General features: G+C 61.9%; 22 protein-coding genes and 1 pseudogene. 19 read left to right on the forward strand and 4 right to left on the reverse strand.

Annotated elements, in window-relative coordinates:
• Positions 1–113: 113 nt before the first annotated feature.
• The 3 genes from BMZ57_RS26455 to BMZ57_RS26465 all read left to right on the forward strand — a co-directional run bounded on the left by BMZ57_RS26455 (position 114) and on the right by BMZ57_RS26465 (position 1,724).
• The gene (locus BMZ57_RS26455; protein WP_044286868.1) at positions 114–350 is read left to right on the forward strand and encodes a glutaredoxin family protein; all 237 of its coding nucleotides are present in this window, start codon (positions 114–116) and stop codon (positions 348–350) included.
• 74 nt (positions 351–424) lie between these two features.
• Complete coding sequence (locus tag BMZ57_RS26460) at positions 425–760, forward strand: hypothetical protein (RefSeq protein ID WP_021492231.1); 336 nt, start codon at positions 425–427, stop codon at positions 758–760.
• Positions 761–833: 73 nt separating this feature from the next.
• Complete coding sequence (locus tag BMZ57_RS26465; protein WP_069673350.1) at positions 834–1,724, forward strand: pseudouridine synthase; 891 nt, start codon at positions 834–836, stop codon at positions 1,722–1,724.
• A 55-nt stretch (positions 1,725–1,779) separates the two neighbouring features.
• Here the strand turns inward: BMZ57_RS26465 and BMZ57_RS26470 are convergent, their stop codons facing one another.
• Both BMZ57_RS26470 and mobA read right to left on the reverse strand, forming a co-directional pair.
• Positions 1,780–2,001 carry a YgdI/YgdR family lipoprotein gene (locus tag BMZ57_RS26470; protein WP_010211805.1) on the reverse strand — a complete coding sequence of 74 codons (222 nt, stop codon included), beginning with the start codon at positions 1,999–2,001 and terminating at the stop codon, positions 1,780–1,782.
• A 79-nt stretch (positions 2,002–2,080) separates the two neighbouring features.
• Positions 2,081–2,683 (reverse strand): molybdenum cofactor guanylyltransferase MobA, encoded by a 603-nt coding sequence (mobA, locus tag BMZ57_RS26475; RefSeq protein ID WP_069673338.1) that lies wholly within the window; start codon positions 2,681–2,683, stop codon positions 2,081–2,083.
• Positions 2,684–2,759: 76 nt separating this feature from the next.
• On the opposite strand from mobA, the gene moaB reads away from it, so the two are divergent.
• Positions 2,760–3,299, forward strand: coding sequence for a molybdenum cofactor biosynthesis protein B (gene moaB / locus BMZ57_RS26480; RefSeq protein WP_010211803.1), 540 nt, complete (start codon positions 2,760–2,762; stop codon positions 3,297–3,299).
• On the forward strand, positions 3,283–4,509 hold the full coding sequence (locus tag BMZ57_RS26485) for a molybdopterin molybdotransferase MoeA (protein WP_029529197.1): 1,227 nt from the start codon (positions 3,283–3,285) through the stop codon (positions 4,507–4,509). The genes moaB and BMZ57_RS26485 overlap by 17 nt, the downstream gene beginning before the upstream one ends.
• A 128-nt stretch (positions 4,510–4,637) precedes the next feature.
• On the opposite strand, the gene BMZ57_RS26490 is transcribed toward BMZ57_RS26485, so the two are convergent.
• Positions 4,638–4,967, reverse strand: coding sequence for an EscU/YscU/HrcU family type III secretion system export apparatus switch protein (locus BMZ57_RS26490; protein ID WP_010211799.1), 330 nt, complete (start codon positions 4,965–4,967; stop codon positions 4,638–4,640).
• Positions 4,964–6,541 carry a flagellar hook-length control protein FliK gene (gene fliK / locus BMZ57_RS26495; RefSeq protein WP_069673339.1) on the reverse strand — a complete coding sequence of 526 codons (1,578 nt, stop codon included), beginning with the start codon at positions 6,539–6,541 and terminating at the stop codon, positions 4,964–4,966. The genes BMZ57_RS26490 and fliK overlap by 4 nt, the downstream gene beginning before the upstream one ends.
• A gap of 200 nt (positions 6,542–6,741) precedes the next feature.
• On the opposite strand from fliK, the gene ccmA reads away from it, so the two are divergent.
• The 14 genes and pseudogenes from ccmA to BMZ57_RS26560 all read left to right on the forward strand — a co-directional run bounded on the left by ccmA (position 6,742) and on the right by BMZ57_RS26560 (position 15,881).
• Positions 6,742–7,377 (forward strand): cytochrome c biogenesis heme-transporting ATPase CcmA, encoded by a 636-nt coding sequence (gene ccmA / locus BMZ57_RS26500; protein WP_044286874.1) that lies wholly within the window; start codon positions 6,742–6,744, stop codon positions 7,375–7,377.
• Positions 7,374–8,042, forward strand: a complete 669-nt coding sequence (gene ccmB / locus BMZ57_RS26505; RefSeq protein WP_003189951.1) for a heme exporter protein CcmB — start codon at positions 7,374–7,376, stop codon at positions 8,040–8,042. The genes ccmA and ccmB overlap by 4 nt, the downstream gene beginning before the upstream one ends.
• A gap of 83 nt (positions 8,043–8,125) precedes the next feature.
• Positions 8,126–8,881: a heme ABC transporter permease gene (locus tag BMZ57_RS26510; RefSeq protein ID WP_010211793.1), complete on the forward strand. Its 756-nt coding sequence runs from the start codon at positions 8,126–8,128 to the stop codon at positions 8,879–8,881.
• The gene (gene ccmD, locus BMZ57_RS26515) at positions 8,878–9,054 is read left to right on the forward strand and encodes a heme exporter protein CcmD (protein ID WP_069673340.1); all 177 of its coding nucleotides are present in this window, start codon (positions 8,878–8,880) and stop codon (positions 9,052–9,054) included. The genes BMZ57_RS26510 and ccmD overlap by 4 nt, the downstream gene beginning before the upstream one ends.
• The gene (gene ccmE / locus BMZ57_RS26520) at positions 9,051–9,506 is read left to right on the forward strand and encodes a cytochrome c maturation protein CcmE (protein WP_042570794.1); all 456 of its coding nucleotides are present in this window, start codon (positions 9,051–9,053) and stop codon (positions 9,504–9,506) included. The genes ccmD and ccmE overlap by 4 nt, the downstream gene beginning before the upstream one ends.
• Before the next feature lie 3 nt (positions 9,507–9,509).
• On the forward strand, positions 9,510–11,498 hold the full coding sequence (locus BMZ57_RS26525; protein WP_021492223.1) for a heme lyase CcmF/NrfE family subunit: 1,989 nt from the start codon (positions 9,510–9,512) through the stop codon (positions 11,496–11,498).
• The gene (locus tag BMZ57_RS26530; protein ID WP_010211784.1) at positions 11,495–12,031 is read left to right on the forward strand and encodes a DsbE family thiol:disulfide interchange protein; all 537 of its coding nucleotides are present in this window, start codon (positions 11,495–11,497) and stop codon (positions 12,029–12,031) included. Before BMZ57_RS26525 ends, BMZ57_RS26530 begins: the two co-directional genes overlap by 4 nt.
• Positions 12,028–12,501: a cytochrome c-type biogenesis protein gene (locus tag BMZ57_RS26535; protein ID WP_012723038.1), complete on the forward strand. Its 474-nt coding sequence runs from the start codon at positions 12,028–12,030 to the stop codon at positions 12,499–12,501. The genes BMZ57_RS26530 and BMZ57_RS26535 overlap by 4 nt, the downstream gene beginning before the upstream one ends.
• The gene (gene ccmI / locus BMZ57_RS26540) at positions 12,494–13,681 is read left to right on the forward strand and encodes a c-type cytochrome biogenesis protein CcmI (RefSeq protein WP_069673341.1); all 1,188 of its coding nucleotides are present in this window, start codon (positions 12,494–12,496) and stop codon (positions 13,679–13,681) included. Before BMZ57_RS26535 ends, ccmI begins: the two co-directional genes overlap by 8 nt.
• 16 nt (positions 13,682–13,697) lie before the next feature.
• Positions 13,698–14,093 (forward strand): hypothetical protein, encoded by a 396-nt coding sequence (locus BMZ57_RS26545; RefSeq protein WP_010211781.1) that lies wholly within the window; start codon positions 13,698–13,700, stop codon positions 14,091–14,093.
• Positions 14,094–14,182: 89 nt separating this feature from the next.
• Positions 14,183–14,320, forward strand: a pseudogene (locus tag BMZ57_RS29895) (alpha-D-ribose 1-methylphosphonate 5-triphosphate diphosphatase); the annotation flags it as partial.
• 52 nt (positions 14,321–14,372) lie between these two features.
• Complete coding sequence (gene phnN, locus BMZ57_RS26550; RefSeq protein ID WP_042570797.1) at positions 14,373–14,945, forward strand: phosphonate metabolism protein/1,5-bisphosphokinase (PRPP-forming) PhnN; 573 nt, start codon at positions 14,373–14,375, stop codon at positions 14,943–14,945.
• A 331-nt stretch (positions 14,946–15,276) separates the two neighbouring features.
• Positions 15,277–15,465, forward strand: coding sequence for a type II toxin-antitoxin system HicA family toxin (locus BMZ57_RS26555; protein ID WP_010211777.1), 189 nt, complete (start codon positions 15,277–15,279; stop codon positions 15,463–15,465).
• Between the two features lie 11 nt (positions 15,466–15,476).
• On the forward strand, positions 15,477–15,881 hold the full coding sequence (locus tag BMZ57_RS26560) for a type II toxin-antitoxin system HicB family antitoxin (protein WP_069673342.1): 405 nt from the start codon (positions 15,477–15,479) through the stop codon (positions 15,879–15,881).
• The last annotated feature ends 163 nt before the right edge of the window (positions 15,882–16,044 follow it).

Here is a 16,044-nt window from a genome sequence, read left to right on the forward strand (position 1 = left end):
CGGTGAATCAGTTATAGGCCATGGTGACCTGGGTCAGGGTTTTTGTGGTGGTGGGCTTCATGCCGCCACCGGGCATAGAATGTTGACCTACTTTCTGATCAGGTCCATTCGTCATGCTTCCTGAATGCCAGCTATTAGGCACCGTGGGTTGCCATCTTTGTGAGATTGCCGAAGCCGAAATCATGCCGCTCGTCGATAACGGGTTGCTGGTCGAACTGGTGGATATCACCGACCCCGAGGACCTGACCGACGTCTATGGCCTGCGGATTCCGGTGCTGCGTCGGGTGGACAGCGGTGCGGAACTGGATTGGCCATTCGACACACAACAGGTTGTTGCCTTCCTTCGTTAGGTTTATGCGATGGCAGGTTTCCAAATATTAAGTTACTGTATGTTTGTACAGCGATTGAAATAGAGGGAACGCCCGTGGTGAATGTCGAACAACTGAAAAGCAGCGTCAATCGCATGTCCGCCGACGTGGTGCGCGATGCGGTGAAGGAGCTGTGCCTCGATGGTCTGGTCACGGAAGGCAAGACGCCGTTCAACAAAGTGCACTTCAATACCTGCTTTGCCGAGATCGAGGCGCTGTTCCAGCGCGCCGGCTACCACAAGCAGCTGGATGTGGTGGGGTACCAGGGGTTGTTGTACGCGTTGTACGATCCGGGCCGTTGGGAAGCGGTGGATGTGCTGCGCTGGCTCAAGGAATTCACCGAGGCCGCCAGTGCCTCGCCGATCCTGCGGGCGGAGTTGGCCAAGGCCTGAGATCGGCCCTAGGCTCAATCCCGCTGCATGCGGGATAATGCCCGTCTGTTTGGTCAAAGGCGTCGAGCATTTCATGTCCACCTCCGGTTTTTCCGCGTCCCAACACCAAGCCAGCACGTTGTATCTGCCCCCCGGCCCTTGGATGACGGTGCTGGATTGCCTGTGCGAGCACTTTCCGGCCATCGGCCGCGAACACTGGCTGGATCGCATCGCGCGAGGCCGAGTGCTGGATATCAACGGCAGCCCGATCGCCCTGGACCTGGCCTACAAGGAAGGCTTGTGCATCTACTATTTCCGCGAAGTGCCAAACGAGAAAGTCATCCCGGTGCAGGAAACCATCCTGTATGCCGACGAGCATCTGGTGGTCGCCGACAAACCGCACTTCCTGCCCGTGACCCCGGCCGGTGAATACGTCGAGCAAACCCTGCTGCGCCGTTTGATTCGCCGCCTGGATAATCCATCGCTGGTGCCGTTACACCGTATCGATCGGCACACCGCGGGGCTGGTCCTGTTCTCGGCCAACCCGGCCAGTCGCTCGGCTTACCAGCAACTGTTTCCCACGCGCCAGATCGATAAATTCTACGAAGCCATTGCGCCAGCACTGCCGGACCTGACGTTCCCCAGGGTGCATAAAAGCCGGCTGGTCGATGGCGAGCCGTTCTTTCGCATGCAGGAAGGTCAGGGTGTCGCCAACACCGAAACGGCCGTGGAGGTGCGCGAGAAAAAGGGCGATTTGTGGCGTTATGGCCTGTTCCCGGTGACGGGCAAGAAACACCAGTTGCGCGTGCACATGACCGCCCTCGGCGCGAGTATCTGTAACGACCCGTTCTACCCGGAGGTGATCAAGGACGCGGTAGACGACTACGCCAACCCCCTCAAACTGCTCGCCCAGGGTGTGCGGTTCATTGACCCGGTCACGGGTGAAGAGCGCAGTTTCCGCAGTCGGATCACCCTCGACTGGTAACCCCCGGAAACGACAAGGCCCGCGCGAGGCGGGCCTTGATGGCAAACGTTAAGACTTACAAGTCTTTGACGGTGCGAACCTGGTCTTTGTTGATGCGGGTGCGCTTGCCGTCAAGTTGTTCGAATTCGTAGAAACCCGAATCTTCATTGTATTTCGGGGTGTCGACGGCCTGGATTTCGCGACCGTCATTCAAGGTGATCACTGTTGGCGAGGCGCAACCGGCGAGGGTGGCGAGGCCCAGTGCAAGCATGAGAGCGGCGATGGTCCGTTGAGTCATGAGTCTGTCTCCGAGAGAATACTTTTTAATAGCTGACCTTGTGACGCGTGCAGCGCCGACAAAGTTCCTTGTGCGAGGTTCATTCTGACACGCCCGATGGCGTCTGTAACAGCTCCGGCGTATTAAGGTTGGCCAGGCGAGGGTCATCCGCCGGGCATTGCAGACCCACGCCGCCCAGTTGTAGAAACAGCTTGCGCGGGCTGCGCTCACCGGCGTGCCACGCGCTGTCTACCGTGTCGCGCAGGCCGGTGGGGACGATGCAGATCAACGGTTCCCAGAACGCACCATGGCGCACCATCACCGGCAGCCGCGGGTTGCGTTGCGCGGTTTCACGCAGCGCCTGGATCAGCCCTGCGTCGATATGCGGCACATCGCACGGCAATATCAGCAGGTGCGCATGACGTGCGGCGGCGAGCCCCGCCCGGATACCGGCGAGCGGGCCGGGGAAGTCCGGGCTGTCGTCATTCACCAACTGGTCGGCGTAGGCGGCATAGTGTTGCGGGTTGCGGTTGCACGAGATGATCAGGTCATCCGTGAGCGGTCGCACCAAACGTTGCACGTGCGCGATCAAGGGCTGGCCGCGCCATTCCAGCAAGCCTTTGTCCTGGCCGCCCATACGTTGGCCGCGCCCGCCGGACAGCAGCAGCACCGAGCAGGGCAGGAGGGATGAATCGATAGGCATAACGGTTCCGCAGCGGCAGCAAAAGGGGGGCCTGTGATATAACATCGGGCTGTTCCTTCGACAACCGGACCGTGCCATGAAAGCCAAGGCAGATGCGCCCTTCGTACCCCTGAATATCGCTGTATTGACCGTCAGCGACACCCGTACCCTCGACACCGATACCTCCGGCCAGGTCTTCGTCGACCGCCTGACTGCCGCCGGCCACCACCTGGCCGAGCGCGTGCTGCTCAAGGACGACCTCTACAAGATCCGCGCCCAGGTCGCTCACTGGATCGCCGAAGACGTGGTGCAAGTCGTGCTGATCACCGGCGGCACCGGCTTCACCGGCCGCGACAGCACCCCCGAAGCGGTGAGCTGCCTGCTGGACAAACAGGTCGATGGTTTTGGTGAACTGTTCCGTCAGATTTCCGTGGCCGACATTGGCACGTCCACCGTGCAATCCCGTGCCCTGGCCGGCCTGGCCAATGGCACCCTGGTGTGCTGCCTGCCGGGTTCCACCAATGCGGTGCGCACCGGTTGGGATGGCATCCTCGCCGAGCAACTGGACAACCGTCACCGCCCGTGCAATTTCGTACCACACCTGAAACAGGCTGAGCCTTGTGAGTCCCGTGGGTAAGCCCGGCAAGACCGGCGCTCTGCTGCCGGTGGAAGACGCGTTGGCACAGCTGCTGGCCATGGCCGAAGCCGCGCCGATCCGCGAGCAGGAAACCCTGCTGCTGGCGGACTGCGACGGCCGTGTACTGGCGCAAGACCTGATCTCCACCCTCGACCTGCCGCCGTGGCCAAACAGCGCCATGGACGGTTACGCCGTGCGCCTGGCGGACTGGACGGGGGAGCCGTTGGTGGTCAGCCAGCGGATTTTCGCAGGCCAGGCGCCACAGCCTCTGGCGGCGGGCACCTGCGCCCGCATCTTCACCGGCGCCCCGGTGCCGGAAGGGGCCGACTGCGTGGAAATGCAGGAAAACGCCGTGGTTCACGCCGATGAGCGCGTGAGCTTCACCGAACCTCTGCACGCCGGCCAGAACATCCGCCCCCAGGGCCAGGAAACCACGGTTGGCGAGTTAGTGTTGTCGGCCGGCACGCGCCTGGGCCCGATTGAACTGGGGCTGGCGGCGTCCCTCGGTCGTGATCGCCTGGCGGTGGTACGCCGCCCGCGCGTGGCGGTTTTGTCCACCGGTGATGAACTGATCGAGCCGGGCTTGCCGCTGGGGCCGGGGCAGATCTACAACAGCAACCGACGGGTGCTGTGCTCATGGCTGGCGCGCATGGGTTGCGAAGTGATCGACGCCGGCATCTTGCCGGACGATCTGGAGCAAACCCGCGCACGTCTGGGCGGTTTGGGCAGTGTCGACTTGATCCTGTCGACGGGCGGTGTGTCGGTGGGCGAAGCGGACTTTCTTGGGATCGCCCTGCGTGAAGAGGGTGAGCTGGCGTTGTGGAAGCTGGCTATCAAACCCGGCAAGCCGCTGACCTTCGGCCACTTCCGTGGCGTACCGGTGATCGGCCTGCCAGGCAACCCGGCGTCGACGTTGGTGACGTTCGCGCTGCTGGCACGCCCTTACTTGCTGCGCCGCCAAGGTGTGCAGGATGTCGAGCCATTACGTTTTGCAGTGCCAGTGGGGTTCACCTGGCCCAAGCCGGGCAATCGCCGCGAATACCTGCGCGGTCGTATCGAGCAGGGCAAGGCGATCATCTACCGCAACCAGAGCTCGGGCGTGCTGCGCAGTGCGGCGTGGGCGGAGGGGTTTGTGGAGGTGTTGGAGGGGACGACGCTGGAGATGGGTGACCGGGTCAATTTCATTCCTCTAAGTGAAGTTCTGAACTGAACACAGGTCAAAAAAGTGGGAGCGGGCTTGCTCGCGAATGCGTTGGATCAGCCAGCGCATTGAGTGGCTGACACACCACATTCGCGAGCAAGCCCGCTCCCACAGTTTGTTTTGTGTTTGTCTGTGAGTCAGTAGTCATCCCCACGCTCCGTCACATCCCGCTCCACCGGGCCCGCATCCGGGTCATACCCCACCGGGAACTTGCCCTTCAATGTCCATGCAAACGCAATGATCTCGGCAATCGTGCGGTACAACTCCTCTGGAATGCTGTCACCCAGTTCCATCCGCGCCAGCAGCTTCACCAGCTCGGCGTTTTCATAGATGGGCACTTCGTTTTCCCGCGCCAGCTTCAGGATGGCCTCGGCCAGGGCATCGTCGCCCTTGGCGGTCAGGGTTGGTGCCTGCTGGCCGTCGTACTTGAGGGCGATCGCCTGGCGCGGTGGCGTAGGGTTTTTCATGCGGTCTCATCCACCCAGCGTTGCTCCAGTCCGGTTTTAGGCCCGCGCGGCGGGGTGCCGAGGTGGCAATCGAGGTCGCCGACATTGATGCCCGATGTCACCAGGCGTTCGCGCAGGTTGCCCAAGTGGCTTTCGATCAAGCTGGCGGTAAAGGGCCGGGAGGCCCACAACTGGCTGGACAGTTTGCCCTGGCTCAATTGCGCCTGGACCTGCAAAGGCCCCAGCGGCTCCATGTCGAAAGCCAACTCGACGCGCCAGAGCATCTGTTTGGCGTCCTTTTTCTCTTTGCGATCGGGCTGATCCTTGTCCGGCGCCGGCTCTTCGCGTTGGAACTTGACCTGCAACGGCACGATGTCCTGCAGGGTGCGCATGGGGATTTCCAACTGCCAGGTGGTTTGCAGGCGGCCGTCGGCGGTGGTGCCTGTTTGTTCCAGGCTCGACAGCTGATGGCTTTGCAACCGCGAGATCGCCCCGGCGGCCAGGCGCAGCAGGTTTTCCAGGTCGCCTTCGCCTTCCAGTTTTGCCATCAACCGTTCGGGCAGTGGGAAGCCGGCGGGCATCTGGCGCGCGCTGACCTGGCCGAGCGTATTCAGTGGACTGCGCACGAAGTTGGGCAGCACCTGGGCCAGGGTGTTGGCGGCGAGGATGGCATTCATATTGGTGTTGGCGGGTAGGGCTGGCAGCAAATCGGCGACTAGGCGCAGCAAAGCGCCTTTCATATCCAGAGGCGGGATCTGTGGGTTTTGCCCGGCAAGCAGCTTGGCTTCAAGAAACGCGCCGCTGTTCTGGATGACTTGCGCCAGTACCTTGGGATTGCTGACCTGGGCCAGGTCGGGCAGGGCGGCAAGCAAACGCTCGGCGGCGCCGCGCAGCTCGGCGGAGGTCGTGTCGCCGCGCGGCAGGTTTTGCAGCGCGGTGAAGACCGCATCCAGCGAGCCCTGGCGACTTTGCTGGGTCGACAGTTGCTGCGTGACGGCCAACTGATCCTTGAGCCCGCTCAACGGCACAAAGCTCAAGGTCTGCGTATTCTGCACCACAGCGCTGAGCAGGCTGCCGACGCGCAGTGGCTGGGGGCTTTCCACGCTCAGGGTCGCGCTGGCCAGCGCGCTGTTGAGCACGGTGACCAATGACCGATAGATCGCCGGTTGCGCCGTGCCCTGGGGCAGCATCTGGGTGGTCAGCACCTTGGCCTGCAACAGTGTGCCCACCGGCATCTGATCCGTGTCGATGCGGGTGAGGGCGGCGACATTGGCGCTCAAGGCTTGTTGCAGGCTGAGGGTCAGGTTGCCGGTGGGCGTCTGGCTCACCGCCACGTTGCTGCCCAGCGGCAGCGGCTGCGGGCTGCTTGCCTGTACCAATGTCTGGCGACCGCCCTCGAGGGTCAACTTGAGCAACAACTGAAAGGCTTCACCGCCTTGTTTCAGGGCGATGACCTCGGCATTCGCGGTTTTCCCGGGGTCGATCAGGCCGATCTGCGGCTCCAGCAGTTTCAACAGTTCGCCGGCCACAGGCGCAGGGCCGGGCCCGGCTGCCGGAGCAGGTGGAAGCGTAGGAAGGTTGATCTCACCGGTCATCGCGCGCGTCGTCTCTGGGGAAATTGCCCTCTTTAGAGTAGGGCATCACATGTATAATGCCGCCCGTCTGCAAAGAGAGCGGTAAAAACCTCACAACTATTTGATCCAGCTCTCTAAAATCGGTCGCCAAAGCCGTTATTGTGCATTTCTCTTTAACGGCCGCTGCACCGCCGACTTGAACCGTAAAGGCCCGCGATCTTTTGACCAGCCCTCTTCTTGAAGCCGTAGCGCTCTCCTGTGAACGCGACCTGCGCCTGCTGTTCGAGCACCTCGAATTGCGGCTGACGGGCGGTGACATGGTGCAGGTCAGCGGGCCCAACGGCAGCGGCAAGACCAGTTTGCTGCGCCTGCTGGCAGGGTTGATGCAGCCCACGGCTGGTGAAGTTCGACTGAATGGCAAACCCCTCAACGAACAACGCACCGAACTGGCACGCAACCTCATTTGGATCGGCCACGCCGCCGGGATCAAAGACGTGCTCACCGCCGAAGAAAACCTCAGCTGGCTCAGCGCCCTGCATCATCCCGTATCCCGCGATGCCATCTGGCAGGCTCTGGCCGCCGTCGGCCTCAAAGGCTTTGAAGATGTTCCCTGTCACACCTTGTCCGCCGGTCAACAGCGCCGCGTGGCTCTGGCGCGTTTGTATCTGCCGGGCCCGCCGTTATGGATTCTCGACGAGCCCTTCACCGCCCTGGATAAACAAGGCGTCGCCCAGCTTGAAGAGCACTTGGCGCGGCATTGCGAACAGGGCGGCACGGTATTGCTCACCACCCACCACACCCTGACGCGTATGCCCGCCGGCTACCGTGATCTTGACCTGGGGGAGTGGTCAGCATGAGCGTATTCGCCCTGTTGGTCGCCCGCGAAGCGCGGTTGCTGTGCCGTCGGCCGGCCGAACTGGCCAACCCGCTGGTGTTTTTCGCGATTGTCATCGCGTTGTTCCCGCTGGCGGTCGGCCCCGAGACTAAACTGTTGCAAACCTTGTCCCCAGGACTGGTGTGGGTGGCCGCGCTTTTATCGGTCCTGCTCTCGCTGGACGGGCTGTTTCGCAGTGATTTCGAAGACGGTTCCCTGGAACAGTGGGTCCTTTCGTCGCACCCTCTGCCACTTCTGGTACTGGCCAAGGTGCTGGCACACTGGGCTTTTTCCGGCCTGGCGCTAGTCTTGCTCTCGCCGCTGCTGGCGATGATGCTGGGCTTGCCCGTCGAATGCCTGCCGGTGTTGCTCCTGTCCTTGTTGCTCGGTACGCCGGTGCTCAGCCTGTTGGGGGCGGTGGGCGCAGCGTTGACCGTGGGTTTGAAGCGGGGTGGCCTGTTGCTGGCCCTGTTGATTCTGCCTTTGTACATTCCGGTATTGATCCTGGGCAGTGGTGCTTTGCAGGCCGCGCTCATGGGCATGCCGGCGACCGGTTACCTCTTGTGGCTTGGTAGCCTGACCGCCCTGGCGGTAACCCTGACACCCTTTGCTATAGCCGCCGGCCTGAAGATCAGCGTCGGCGAATAATGAGGTCTGGTTAAGCGTTGTCTTAACCAGTAAAGACCCTAAGCTTTTCGCAACGACGAAACGCTACCGTGATGGATACAGCAATGAACTGGACCTGGTTTCACAAGCTCGGCTCGCCCAAATGGTTCTATGGCATCAGCGGCAAGCTGCTGCCGTGGCTGAGCGTCGCCGCCGTGTTGCTGATCGGCATCGGCCTGGTCTGGGGCCTGGCCTTCGCGCCGCCGGACTACCAGCAAGGCAACAGCTTTCGCATCATCTATATCCACGTTCCCGCCGCGATGCTGGCCCAGTCCTGCTACGTGATGCTGGCGGTGTGCGGCATCGTCGGCCTGGTGTGGAAGATGAAACTGGCGGACGTGGCCCTGCAATGCGCTGCGCCGATTGGTGCGTGGATGACTGCCGTGGCGCTGGTCACCGGCGCGATCTGGGGCAAACCCACCTGGGGCTCATGGTGGGTGTGGGATGCACGACTAACGTCCATGTTGATCCTGCTGTTCCTGTACTTCGGTCTGATTGCCCTGGGCAACGCGATCAGCAATCGTGACAGCGCCGCCAAAGCCTGCGCGGTGCTGGCGATTGTCGGCGTGATCAACATCCCGATCATCAAATACTCGGTAGAGTGGTGGAACACCCTGCACCAGGGCGCCACCTTCACGCTCACCGAAAAGCCGGCAATGCCCGTAGAGATGTGGGCGCCGCTCCTGTTGATGGTGTTGGGGTTCTACTGTTTCTTCGGCGCCGTGCTGCTGATGCGCATGCGCCTCGAAGTGCTCAAGCGTGAATCGCGCACCCGTTGGGTCAAGGCCGAAGTACAAAGCAGCCTGGGAGCGCGCGCATGAGTTTTGCTTCTTTCAGCGAGTTTCTCGCCATGGGCCATCACGGCCTGTATGTCTGGACGGCCTATGGCATCTGCCTGACAGTGCTGGCCCTCAACGTCGCCGCGCCGATCCTGGCCCGCAAGCGTTACCTGCAACAAGAGGCGCGTCGTCTGCGCCGGGAGACCGATAAGTGAATCCGCTGCGTAGAAAGCGTCTGTTGATCATTCTTGCGATTCTGGTGGGCGTCGGCATTGCCGTCGGCCTGGCCTTGAGCGCCCTGCAGCAGAACATCAACCTGTTCTACACCCCGACCCAGATCGCCAATGGCGAAGCGCCGGTGGACACACGGATCCGCGCCGGCGGCATGGTTGAGAAGGGCTCACTGAAGCGTTCCGGTGATTCCCTCGACGTGACCTTCGTGGTCACCGACTTCAACAAGGCCGTGACCATCACCTACCGCGGCATCCTCCCGGACCTGTTCCGCGAAGGCCAGGGCATCGTCGCCCTGGGCAAGCTCAATGCCGACGGCGTGGTGGTGGCCGACGAAGTGCTGGCCAAGCACGATGAGAAATACATGCCGCCGGAAGTCACCAAGGCCCTGAAAGACAGCGGCCAATCCGCGCCAACGCCTGCCAAGGAGGGCTAAGCCATGACGTCCGCACTGTTTATTCCGGAGCTGGGGCAGTTGGCGATGATCCTCGCCCTGTGCTTTGCCATCGTCCAGGCCGTGGTGCCATTGCTCGGCGCCTGGCGCGGTGATCGCTTGTGGATGAGCCTGGCGCAGCCTGCGGCCTGGGGCCAGTTTGCGTTCCTGCTGTTCGCGTTTGGCTGCCTGACCTACGCCTTCATGACCGACGACTTTTCCGTCGCCTACGTCGCCAACAACTCCAACACGGCGTTGCCTTGGTACTACAAGTTCAGTGCCGTGTGGGGCGCCCATGAAGGTTCGCTGCTGCTGTGGGCGTTGATCCTCGGCGGCTGGACCTTCGCCGTGTCGGTGTTCTCCCGGCAACTGCCGCAAGTGATGCTGGCTCGCGTGCTGGCGGTGATGGGCATGATCAGCATCGGCTTCCTGCTGTTCCTGATCATGACCTCCAACCCGTTCAGCCGCATCCTGCCGCAGATCCCGGCGGACGGGCACGACCTCAACCCATTGCTGCAGGACATCGGCCTGATCGTGCACCCGCCGATGCTCTACATGGGTTACGTGGGGTTCTCGGTGGCCTTCGCCTTCGCCATCGCCGCCTTGCTCGGCGGACGTCTCGATGCGGCCTGGGCGCGCTGGTCGCGGCCGTGGACCATCGTGGCCTGGGCGTTCCTCGGCATCGGTATCACCTTGGGGTCCTGGTGGGCCTACTACGAACTTGGCTGGGGCGGCTGGTGGTTCTGGGACCCGGTGGAAAACGCCTCCTTCATGCCCTGGCTGGTCGGTACCGCGCTGATTCACTCGCTGGCCGTCACCGAAAAACGCGGCGTGTTCAAGAGCTGGACCGTGCTGCTGGCCATCGCGGCGTTTTCCCTCAGCCTGCTCGGCACATTCCTTGTGCGCTCGGGTGTGCTGACCTCGGTGCATGCGTTCGCGTCCGACCCTGAGCGCGGCGTTTTCATCCTGATCTTCCTGCTGTTTGTGGTGGGGGGGTCCCTGACGTTGTTTGCGTTGCGTGCGCCAGTGGTCAAGAGCCGGGTCGGCTTCAACCTGTGGTCGCGGGAAACCCTGTTGCTGGGCAATAACCTGGTGCTGGTGGTGGCCGCGTCGATGATCCTGCTCGGCACCCTGTACCCGCTGGTGCTGGATGCCTTGAGCGGCGCCAAGTTGTCCGTGGGCCCGCCGTACTTCAACGCGTTGTTTATCCCGTTGATGGGCCTGTTGATGGTGGTGATGGCCGTTGGCGTGCTGGTGCGCTGGAAAGACACCCCGGTGAAATGGCTGGTGGGCATGCTGATGCCGGTGCTGCTCGGCAGCGTGGCCTTGGCCGTGATCGCCGGGGTTGCCTACGGCGATTTCAACTGGGCAGTGCTCGCCACCTTCCTGCTCGCCGCCTGGGTATTGCTGGCCGGCGTGCGTGACATCTTTGACAAGACTCGCCACAAAGGCCTGATCAAAGGCCTGCCAACCCTGACCCGCAGCTATTGGGGCATGCAGATCGCCCACATCGGCATCGCCGTGTGCGCCCTGGGTGTGGTGCTCTCCAGTCAGAACAGCGCCGAGCGCGACCTGCGCCTGGCACCGGGAGAGTCCATGGACCTGGCCGGTTACCACTTCATTTTTGAAGGCGCCAAGCACTTCGAAGGGCCGAACTTCACGTCAGACAAAGGCACCGTTCGTGTAGTCCGCAACGGTAAGGAAATCGCCGTGCTGCACCCGGAAAAACGTCTGTACACCGTGCAGAGTTCGATGATGACCGAGGCCGGTATCGACGCCGGTTTCACCCGCGACCTGTATGTGGCGCTGGGTGAACCCTTGGGCGACGGTGCCTGGGCGGTGCGTGTGCATGTGAAACCGTTTGTACGCTGGATCTGGTTCGGCGGCTTGCTCACCGGTTTCGGTGGTTTGCTGGCTGCGCTGGACCGGCGTTATCGGGTCAAGGTCAAGAGCCGGGTGCGTGAAGCCCTCGGTCTGCAAGGAGCGGCGGTATGAAGCGTTGGTTGATGGTTGTGCCGCTGGCGTTGTTCCTGGTGGTCGCCGTGTTCCTGTATCGCGGTCTGTATCTGGACCCGGCCGAGCTGCCCTCAGCGATGATCGGCAAGCCGTTCCCGGCGTTTTCACTGCCGACCGTGCAGGGCGACAAGACCCTGACTCAAGCTGACTTGCTGGGCAAACCGGCGCTGGTCAACGTGTGGGGCACCTGGTGCATCTCCTGCCGTGTCGAACACCCGGTGCTGAACAAGCTGGCCGAGAAGGGCGTGGTGATCTACGGCATCAACTACAAGGACGACAATGCGGCGGCCTTGAAATGGCTGGCCGAGTTCCACAACCCTTATCAGCTGGATATCCGTGATGAAGACGGCAACCTCGGCCTGAACCTCGGCGTCTACGGTGCCCCGGAAACCTTTTTCATCGATGCCAAGGGCGTGATCCGTGACAAGTACGTCGGTGTGATCGACGAAGTGGTCTGGCGCGAGCAACTGGCCGCCAAGTACCAGGCACTGGTCGATGAGGCCAAGCCATGAAGCGTCTGTTAGCCGCTGCAGTCCTGGCGCTTGGACTGGTCGGCGTGGCCCATGCCGCCATCGACACCTACGAGTTCGCCAAGGACGGTGATCGCGAGCGCTTTCGCGAACTGACCAAGGAACTGCGCTGCCCCAAGTGCCAGAACCAGGACATCGCCGACTCCAACGCACCCATCGCCGCCGACCTGCGCAAAGAGATCTTCCGCATGCTGGGGGAGGGCAAGGACAACCAGCAGATCATCGACTTCATGGTCGACCGCTACGGTGATTTCGTGCGCTACAAACCGGCCCTCACCGGCAAGACCGCGCTGCTCTGGTTCGGCCCCGCCGGGCTGTTGCTGGCTGGCGTGGTGGTGATGGCCGTGATTGTGCGCCGCCGCCGCGCCGCGCCGACCGATGGTTCCGACGCGCTGTCTCCTGAAGAGCGTAAACGCCTCGACCAATTGCTGGACACCAAGACTGATGATTGATTTCTGGCTCGCAGCCGGCTTGCTGCTTCTGATTGCCCTGAGTTTCCTGTTGATCCCTATACTGCGCGGCCGCCGTGCCCAGCGTGAAGAGGACCGCACCGCGTTGAACGTGGCGCTGTACCAAGAGCGTGTCGCCGAGCTGCAAGTGCAGCAGGACGAAGGCGTGCTCAACGCCGCGCAACTCGACACCGGCCGCGCCGAAGCGGCGCGTGAATTGCTGGCCGACACTGAAGGTGTAGAAAAGCCCCGTAAATCGCGCCTGGGCAAGCCGCTGCCATTTCTGGCCGCGTTTTTGGTGCCAGCCCTGGGTGTTGCGCTGTACCTGCATTATGGGGCCAGCGACAAGGTTGAACTCACCCGCGAATTCGCCCAGCCACCGGTGTCCATGGAAGACATGACCCAGCGCCTGGAACGCGCCGCTGCCGCCCAGCCGGATTCGGCAGAAGGCTTGTACTTTCTGGGCCGTGCCTACATGGCCCAGGACCGGTCCGCCGATGCCGCCAACGTGTTCGAACGCACCGTGGCGCTGGCCGGTCGTCAGCCGGAACTGCTCGGCCAGTGGGCCCAGGCGCAGTACTTTGCCGACAACAAACAGTGGTCGCCCAAGGTTCAGGCGTTGACGGACGAGGCCTTGAAGCTTGATCCGAAGGAAGTCACCAGCCTTGGCCTGCTGGGTATCGCTGCGTTTGAAGGCCAGCGTTATCAGGAGGCTATCGACTACTGGAACCGTCTGCTGGCCCAGCTGCCACCGGAAGACAACTCCCGTGCGGCGTTGCAAGGCGGTATCGACCGTGCTGCCGAAAAACTCAAAGAGAGCGGTGGCACCGTCGCCCCTCAAAAAGCCGCGATGAAAGTTCGTGTGGATCTGAGCGCCGACGTGAAGGCCAAAGCCCTGCCCACCGACAGCGTATTCATCTTCGCCCGCGCCGTGAAAGGCCCGCCGGCACCGTTGGCAGCCAAACGCGTCACCGTCGCCGAACTGCCGATCACCGTCGAACTGGGCGATGCCGACGCAATGATGCCGCAGTTGAAACTGTCGAACTTCCCCGAAGTCCAACTGGTTGCGCGCATATCCCGGGCAGGTGTTCCGACAGCTGGCGAATGGATCGGCCGCAGCCAACCCTTGGCCAGCACCACCACTGCGCTGCAGCAGCTGACCATCGACAGTCCGGATAAGTAATTTCGAGGAAACGCCTATGACCGCACTCGCAAGAATCACCCTGCTCAGCCTGGTATTGGGCCTGAGCGCTTGTGCGGTCCACCGCCCACCTCCTGCGCCCACCGGCCCGACCATTCCACCGTCGGGCCCGTCGACCCAGCCGAGCACCAAGCCGTCCGGCCCGGTGACCCCAGCGCCGAAGCCAGTGCCGACTAAGTCAGCGACGTTCGCCCCACCGCCGGGCGCGGTGAGCCACTGGGACGGCAGGATGCAGGTGTATGTGCTCGACGAACAGCCCGACACCTTCTACCGCCAGCGCACCTACTACCGTTGGAGCAACGGCTGGAGCCGCTCCATCAGCCCGAACGGCCCATGGGAAGAAACCGACGTGCAAGGCGTGCCGCCGGGGTTGAGCAAGCAATACGCGCAATGACAAAAGGCGACCTTTGAAAGGTCGCCTTTTTTATTCTCAACAGCCAACCTGGCCCTCAACCCCCCACTTACCGTCGCCCCAGGTAAGAGGGCGCGCCAAACGTGGTGCGCGGCGGGTGGGACTCGGGTAATGTGGCCGCCGCCGGCCTGGCGGCTGAGGGATTGCTGGGTATACTTTCCAGTGACTATTGCCCGGCCAGCCTCTGGGGAGCAGTCAAGATGATTAGCCTGGGCTTCCGGTAGTGCAACAAGCAGGGCGACAAGCGAAGAGGGTGTTTTGATGGCAGGCAGGTTGATCTATCTCATCGGGCCCTCCGGCTCGGGCAAGGACAGCCTGCTGGATGCCGCACGCCCACGTCTGGCCGAGCGCGGTTGTCGCATTGTGCGCCGCGTTATCACTCGCTCGGCAGAAGCGGTGGGCGAGGCGGCGCAAGGGGTCAGCCCGGAGCAGTTCGCCTCGATGCAGGCCGAGGGCGCATTTGCGCTCAGCTGGCAGGCGAATGGCTTGTCCTATGGCATTCCGAAAGTGATCGACGATTGGTTGGCGGCAGGTGACGACGTGCTGGTCAACGGCTCCCGCGCGCACCTGGCACAGACCCGCGAGCGTTATCCGACGTCGCTGGTGTTGCTGCTGACGGTGGATCAGGCGGTACTACGCCAGCGCCTGATCGCACGCGGGCGTGAGGCACTGTTGGATATCGACGCCCGCCTGGCACGCAATGCGCGGTTCACTGCCGAGTTGATCGCGGGGAATGGGGCGGGGTTGTTCGTGCTGGACAACTCCGGTCCCCTGGAACATACGGTCGAGCGCCTGCTGTGCTGCCTCGACCACGGGCACTCGGCATGCGCCTGACGCGGGCGTTGTGCAGTATTGAGGAAATCGGTGCGCAACACGGGGTGTCGACATTTAGGAACCGAGCGCGTTCCTCTACGTGCCATTCATTGAGGCTATAGGGTCAGCTCGACGGGATCATCCGTGTTGGTGATAGTGAACCCGTCCACCTATTCCAGACCAGTTCACCGATGCGCAGGGCGACGTCGATGTCTTCTCATGTGTTTACGGTGTCGAGCAGGCAGGTTTTCAATATCCCGTAAAACAGCCGTCAGTCAGCCCCGCGTCTTTTGTGCTTGAGTAAAGATAACTCTAGGGTTACTTTTATTCAGGCCAAGCCAAGGAGGCAGGGGTGCAAAGCAGGTTATTGATCAAAGAACTGCAAGAGGCGGGTTGGGTGTTGGACCGGGTCGCGGGCAGTCATCATATTTTTACTCACCGCTATAACCCGTACACCATCCCGGTACCCCACCCAAAAAAGGACCTGCCGCTGGGCACTGTCAAAAGCATCAGGAAACGCGCCGGCTTGTTTCAGTTTTAAGGAGAACATTCATGCAATACCCAATCTGTATCGAATGGGGCGATGACTTCACCGCCACCGGTATTCAGATCCCCGACATCCCTGGCGCAGTCACCGCAGGGGACAGCTTTGAGGAGGCCTATAACGCTGCAGTGGAAGTCGCCCACATCATGCTGCAAGAGATTGCCGCAGAGGGTGGACCGATTCCCCTGCCAACGTCGGTCGCCAACCATCATGCGCACGAAGATTACGCCGGCATGGGCTGGGGGATGTTGGAGTTGGACATCTCGCCCTACCTGGGCAAGACCGAGAAGGTCAATGTGACCTTGCCCGGTTATGTGATCCGACGCATCGACCGTTATGTGCGTGAGCACAAGGTCAAGAGCCGCTCTTCCTTTCTGGCGGATGCCGCGCTGGAGAAGCTGGTGCGGTCCTGAGGAAGATTTAAGGGATATGTCCTGATCGTTGGGAAAACAGCGTACTGGCACGCGAAGTGCTTTTTTAGATTTTGTTTTTTTCTTGTTAAAACAACTCGATGCCGCCCGGAATTTTGTGTTGTCGGGTGTTTAAATTGCAACGGAATACCTGGTTGTATCGCCT

The sequence above is a fragment of the Pseudomonas simiae genome (genome assembly GCF_900111895.1).
Taxonomy (GTDB): domain Bacteria; phylum Pseudomonadota; class Gammaproteobacteria; order Pseudomonadales; family Pseudomonadaceae; genus Aquipseudomonas; species Aquipseudomonas simiae.